The organism is Vibrio genomosp. F10 str. 9ZD137 (genome assembly GCF_049974785.1).
Lineage (GTDB): Bacteria > Pseudomonadota > Gammaproteobacteria > Enterobacterales > Vibrionaceae > Vibrio.
In genome coordinates this window covers 1-6,355 of the sequence record NZ_JBNGCJ010000550.1, presented here as the reverse complement: position 1 = coordinate 6,355, position 6,355 = coordinate 1, and the positions used below count along the sequence as shown (strand labels likewise).

General features: G+C 44.8%; 5 protein-coding genes and 1 pseudogene. All 6 read left to right on the top strand.

Going from position 1 to position 6,355, the window contains the following annotated elements; genetic code table 11:
• Positions 1–283: pseudogene (locus tag ACP45E_RS13395) on the top strand (UDP-3-O-(3-hydroxymyristoyl)glucosamine N-acyltransferase); the annotation flags it as partial.
• 97 nt (positions 284–380) lie between these two features.
• A complete protein-coding gene (gene fabZ / locus ACP45E_RS13390; protein WP_026026737.1) occupies positions 381–833 on the top strand; it encodes a 3-hydroxyacyl-ACP dehydratase FabZ in 453 nt (150 codons plus the stop codon).
• Between the two features lies 1 nt (position 834).
• Positions 835–1,623: an acyl-ACP--UDP-N-acetylglucosamine O-acyltransferase gene (gene lpxA / locus ACP45E_RS13385; RefSeq protein ID WP_017035076.1), complete on the top strand. Its 789-nt coding sequence runs from the start codon at positions 835–837 to the stop codon at positions 1,621–1,623.
• A 143-nt stretch (positions 1,624–1,766) separates the two neighbouring features.
• Complete coding sequence (lpxB, locus tag ACP45E_RS13380) at positions 1,767–2,921, top strand: lipid-A-disaccharide synthase (protein WP_017038733.1); 1,155 nt, start codon at positions 1,767–1,769, stop codon at positions 2,919–2,921.
• 9 nt (positions 2,922–2,930) lie between these two features.
• The gene (gene rnhB / locus ACP45E_RS13375) at positions 2,931–3,557 is read left to right on the top strand and encodes a ribonuclease HII (RefSeq protein ID WP_017038734.1); all 627 of its coding nucleotides are present in this window, start codon (positions 2,931–2,933) and stop codon (positions 3,555–3,557) included.
• A gap of 105 nt (positions 3,558–3,662) precedes the next feature.
• Positions 3,663–6,355, top strand: a 2,693-nt coding sequence (gene dnaE, locus ACP45E_RS13370; protein ID WP_069585096.1) for a DNA polymerase III subunit alpha, incomplete at its 3' end; no start/stop codon positions are given.

The following is a 6,355-nucleotide window of genomic DNA, read 5'->3' as shown; positions in this document are numbered from 1 at the left end:
GGGTGGTACGATTGTCGCTGGCAGTACAACCATAGGTAAATATTGCATCATTGGTGGCGGAACGGTTATCAACGGGCATATTGAAATCGTTGATGGGGTCACTATCACCGGTATGGGCATGGTGATGAGAGGCATTTCTGAAAAAGGCATGTACTCTTCAGGCATTCCATTACAGCCTAATCGTGAGTGGCGAAAAACGGCCACGCGTGTTCACCGCATTGATGAGATGAACAAACGTTTGAAGGCTGTCGAGAAACAATTGGAACCGAAAGCGGAATCCTAATTCCATCTTTCTAGCAAAAGGCTCGCGAAAAGCGAGTCTTTTTCGTCTATTATATTGAGCAAATAATTTTAAAGTTTTACGAAATAGGAATATGACTTTGACTACTGAAAATAAAACGATGAACATTACTGAAATTCAGGAGTTACTTCCTCATCGCTACCCATTCTTACTCATTGACCGTGTGACGGATTATGAAGAAGCTAAACACTTAACGGCGATTAAAAATGTATCAGTAAACGAGCCACAGTTCACCGGTCATTTTCCACAGCTGCCTGTATTCCCTGGTGTGTTGATTCTAGAAGCCATGGCACAAGCCACGGGCCTATTGGGTTTCAAATCGTTTGGTGCGCCAGCTGATAACGAGCTTTACTACTTTGCGAGTGTTGATAAAGCGAAATTCCGTAAACCCGTTGTTCCCGGTGATCAAATGGTGATCAAAGTTGAATTTATTAAAGAGCGTCGCGGTATTGCTGCCTTTAATGGTGTAGCGACTGTCGATGGTGTCGTGGTCTGTTCTGCTGAGCTAAAATGTGCTCGCCGAGAGTTCTAATATGATTCATGAAACTGCAAAAATTCATCCATCAGCGGTTATTGAGGGTGAAGTAACAATCGAAGCCAATGTGACCGTGGGGCCGTTTACCTATATTTCAGGAAACGTTGTCATTGGTGAGAACACTGAAATCATGTCGCACATCGTGATCAAAGGTAATACGACAATCGGTAAAGATAATCGTATCTTCCCTTACGCCATTATTGGTGAAGAGAATCAAGATAAAAAGTACGGTGGTGAGGCGACAACGGTGGTTGTTGGTGACCGAAATGTGATTCGTGAAAGTGTTCAGATTCACCGTGGTACCACGCAAGATAAAGCGACCACAGTGATTGGTGACGATAACCTACTGTGTGTTAATGCGCATATTGCCCATGATGTCATCGTTGGTAACCACACTCACATCGGTAACAACGCCATTTTAGGTGGTCATGTTACCGTTGGTGACCATGCTGGCGTGATGGCTTTATCGGCTATCCATCCTTTCTGCTCTGTCGGTGCGTACTCTTACGTGGGGGGATGTTCCGCTGTTGTGCAAGATGTGCTTCCATATGTGCTTGCACAAGGAAACCACGCAACGCCATTTGGCTTGAACCTAGTCGGTTTGAAGCGTAATGGTTTTGAAAGAACAGAGATCAGAGCACTGCAAAAAGCGTATAAGGAAATCTACCGAGCAGGTAAAACGCTAGAAGAAGCGAAACCAGTATTGCTTGAAATGGCGGCAGAGTTCCCATCAATCAAGCCGATGATCGATATGCTTGAGAGTTCGGAACGCGGTATCATTCGATAATTGCGTTAAGCATATTAAGAAAAGATCGCTAAATTCAGCGATCTTTTTTATTTTAAGTGCCAATAAAACTACCGTTTTTAAAAACCAATGAAACAAGCTACCCCCGTTCCTAAAAATACCTCCAAACAAAAGGTGCCACATAAATGACGAAACAAACTAACAAGCCCTTAAGAATCGGCATCGTTGCTGGCGAACTGTCGGGGGATACGCTAGGCGAAGGGTTTATTCGGTCTATAAAATCCCAGTATCCTGACGCAGAATTTGTCGGTATTGGCGGTCCCAAAATGATGGCTCAAGGTTGTGAATCTTTGTTTGAAATGGAAGAGCTTGCCGTGATGGGGTTGGTTGAAGTGCTTGGCCGCTTACCGCGATTACTTCATGTGAAAAAGGAACTGGTTAAGTATTTTATCCAAAATCCAGTGGATGTTTTTGTTGGAATAGATGCCCCTGATTTCAATCTAAGGTTAGAAAAAACACTGAAAGACGCTGGAATAAAAACGGTCCACTATGTCAGCCCTTCCGTTTGGGCCTGGCGACCAAAGCGTATCTTCAAAATTGATGCAGCAACGGATCTGGTGTTAGCATTTTTGCCTTTTGAAAAAGCGTTTTATGATAAATACAATGTGGCTTGTGAATTCATTGGGCACACACTGGCTGACGCTATCCCGCTTGTGAGTGATAAAGCTCAAGCCAGATCGTTGTTACAGTTGGAGCAAGACAGAAAGTGGCTTGCGGTTCTTCCTGGAAGCCGTGGTGGAGAAGTCGCCCTAATTGCCAAACCATTTATTGAAACTTGTCAGAGAGTCCACAAAAAATACCCCGATATGGGGTTTGTGGTCGCCGCGGTCAATAAAAAGCGCCGTGAGCAGTTTGAACGTATTTGGCAGGCTACTGCTCCTGAACTTGAATTTGTCATTATTGAAGATACCGCACGTAATGTGATGACCGCTGCTGATGCGGTATTGCTTGCTTCAGGGACAGTTGCTCTGGAATGTATGTTGGTGAAACGCCCGATGGTGGTGGGTTACCAAGTCAATAAATTAACCGGGTGGATTGCTCAAAAGCTATCGATTACCGAATTTGTCTCGCTGCCTAATGTGTTGGCGGGCAAAGAATTAGTCAAAGAATTTATTCAAGAAGAATGCCACCCCGATTTTCTCTTCCCCGCGATGGAGAAGGTGATCGAAAGTGATAATTCTGAACTGATGAATACGTTCACTGAAATGCACCAGTGGATCCAAAAAGATGCCGATCAGCAAGCAGCAGCGGCAGTGTTAAAGTTGATAGAGAAACAGTAAGGTCGGGTTATGGCGGTAAATAAAGCAGTAAAAACAGCACTTCCTCCATTCGAATACCCTATGGGTTATCAATTGGTTGCTGGGGTCGATGAAGTTGGGCGAGGCCCGTTGGTCGGCGATGTCGTCACAGCTGCGGTTATTCTTGACCCTAATAATCCCATTGCAGGATTAAACGACTCTAAGAAATTATCTGAGAAAAAACGCTTAGCACTGTTACCTGAAATTAAACAAAAAGCGTTGGCTTGGTCAGTGGGGCGCTGCTCGCCAAAAGAAATTGATGAACTGAATATCTTACAGGCCACTATGGTGGCGATGCAAAGAGCGGTAGCAGGACTCGCCATCAAACCTGACCTCACGCTTATTGATGGGAATAAAGTGCCTCAACTCGATATGGACGCGCAAGCTGTGGTCAAAGGCGATTTACGCGTGGCCGAAATTAGCGCTGCATCAATTATTGCCAAAGTGGTACGCGACCAAGAAATGGAAGCCTTAGATAAAATATATCCACAGTTTGGCTTTGCGAAACACAAAGGATACCCGACAAAAGCGCACTTTGCGGCGATTGAAGAGTTTGGCGTGATTGAAGAACACCGTAAAAGCTTCAAACCTGTAAAAAGAGTTTTGGGATTAAAGTAGTCAGCCCCTTTATTCCTCTCGTCAATGGCGTAAAATAGCGAAAGCTTCTACTTAATATGATATTAGCGGCATTAAAACAGAGCGATGCCGCTTAGGAAACCATCCATGTCAGATCCCAAGTTTATTCATCTTCGTGTTCACAGTGACTACTCCATGGTCGATGGCTTATCCAAAGTCCCACCGTTGGTAAAGAAAGTCGCTGAAATGGGCATGCCTGCTATGGCTCTGACCGATTTTACCAACTTGTGTGGTTTGGTTAAGTTTTATGGAACCGCTCATAACTGCGGGATTAAACCGATCATTGGTGCGGATTTCTCGGTTCGATCGAAAGAATTTGGTGATGAGTTTTCTAAGCTGACCATTCTCGCGTCCAGTAATATTGGTTATAAAAACCTCACACTGCTTATCTCAAAAGCTTATCTTCGTGGGCAAGTACTTCACCAGACCGTTATTGATAAAGAGTGGCTCATTGAGCTGTCCGAAGGGCTAATTATTCTCTCTGGCGGTAAACATGGTGATATTGGTAAAGCCTTGTTGAAAGGCAACAACGAACTTGTCGAAGAGTGTGTTGCCTTTTATAAAACACATTTTGCTGATCGCTTCTATTTAGAGCTGATACGAACAGGTCGTGTGGATGAAGAGACCTATTTGCACTTTGCCGTAGAACTAGCGGAACAGCGAGATCTTCCAGTTGTTGCGACCAATGAAGTGGTGTTTTTAACCGAAGACCTTTTTGAAGCCCATGAAATACGCGTTGCGATTCACGACGGCTTTACGCTAGAAGACCCAAGGCGTCCGAAAAATTACAGTGCACAGCAATATTTGCGTACTGAAGAGGAAATGTGCGAGCTGTTCGCTGATATACCAGAAGCACTGCAAAACAGCGTAGAAATTGCCAAGCGCTGTAATGTTACCGTTCGTTTAGGAGAGTATTTTCTACCTAATTTCCCAACCGAAGGTTTAAAAATCGAAGACTTCTTGATCAAAAAATCTCAGGAAGGATTAGAAAGACGTTTAGCATTTTTATTTCCCGATGAAGAAATTCGCGCACAAAAACGCCCTGAATACGATGAACGTTTAGCCATAGAGCTCGAAGTTATTAATAACATGGGTTTCCCAGGCTACTTCCTTATCGTTATGGAATTTATTCAGTGGTCCAAAGATAACGATGTTCCTGTGGGGCCTGGGCGAGGCTCTGGTGCGGGTTCTTTAGTGGCATACGCGCTTGATATCACCGATCTCGATCCACTTGAATACGATTTACTTTTCGAACGTTTCTTAAACCCAGAACGTGTTTCCATGCCCGATTTCGATATCGACTTTTGTATGGATAAACGTGATCAGGTGATTGACCATGTAGCAGAAATGTATGGCCGTGATGCGGTATCCCAAATCATTACGTTTGGAACCATGGCTGCAAAGGCGGTTATTCGAGATGTAGGGCGAGTCCTTGGTCATCCGTTTGGCTTTGTCGACCGTCTCTCTAAGTTGATTCCGCCAGATCCAGGCATGACATTGGCAAAAGCATTTGATGCTGAGCCTGCGCTGCCTGAGCTTTATAACAACGATGATGAAGTTAAAGAGCTCATCGATAAGTGCCGAATTTTAGAAGGGTGTACCCGAAACGCAGGTAAGCACGCTGGTGGTGTGGTTATCTCGCCAACCACCATTACTGACTTCGCACCTCTGTATTGTGATTCGGAAGGGAATTTTCCGGTTACCCAGTTTGATAAGAATGATGTCGAAACTGCGGGTTTAGTTAAATTCGATTTCTTAGGGCTTCGAACGTTAACGATCATTGACTGGGCGCTAGGGCTCGTGAATCCACGTTTAGCCAAAGAAGGCAAAGATCCGATTCGAATTGAGTCTATTCCACTCGACGACCAAGCCTCATTTAACCTGTTACAAAACTCTGAAACAACGGCGGTATTCCAGCTGGAATCCCGTGGCATGAAAGACTTGATCAAACGACTTCAACCTGACTGTTTTGAAGACATTATCGCATTGGTTGCCTTGTTCCGCCCGGGTCCGTTGCAATCAGGCATGGTAGATAACTTTATCGACCGTAAGCATGGTCGCGAGGCCGTGTCGTACCCAGATGAAACGTGGCAACACGAATCGCTAAAAGAGACACTAGAGCCTACTTACGGCATCATCCTGTATCAAGAACAGGTCATGCAGATTGCACAGATCCTCGCTGGCTATACGCTTGGCGGAGCCGATATGCTGCGTCGTGCAATGGGTAAGAAAAAGCCAGAAGAGATGGCCAAGCAGCGTAGCATCTTTAAAGAAGGCTCTATAGCAAACGGTGTCGATGGTGAACTATCGATGAAGATTTTTGACCTAGTAGAAAAATTTGCAGGCTACGGGTTTAACAAATCTCACTCTGCCGCTTATGCTCTGGTTTCTTATCAAACATTGTGGCTTAAAACGCACTATCCAGCCGAGTTCATGGCGGCGGTAATGACGGCAGATATGGACAACACCGAGAAAGTGATCGGCTTGGTTGACGAATGTATCCGCATGAAGCTCAGGTTACTGCCACCGGACATTAACGCGGGGCTATACCGATTTAATGTGGATGAAACCGGTGCGATTGTGTATGGAATCGGCGCAATCAAAGGTGTTGGTGAAGGACCGATTGAAGCGATTTTAGAAGCAAGAAACAACGGCGGCCACTTCAAAGACTTATTTGATTTCTGTGCGCGTATTGATTTAAAGCGTGTCAATAAACGAGTGATAGAAAAACTCATTTACGCGGGGGCACTGGATCGATTAGGACAGATCGGAAGAGCGGT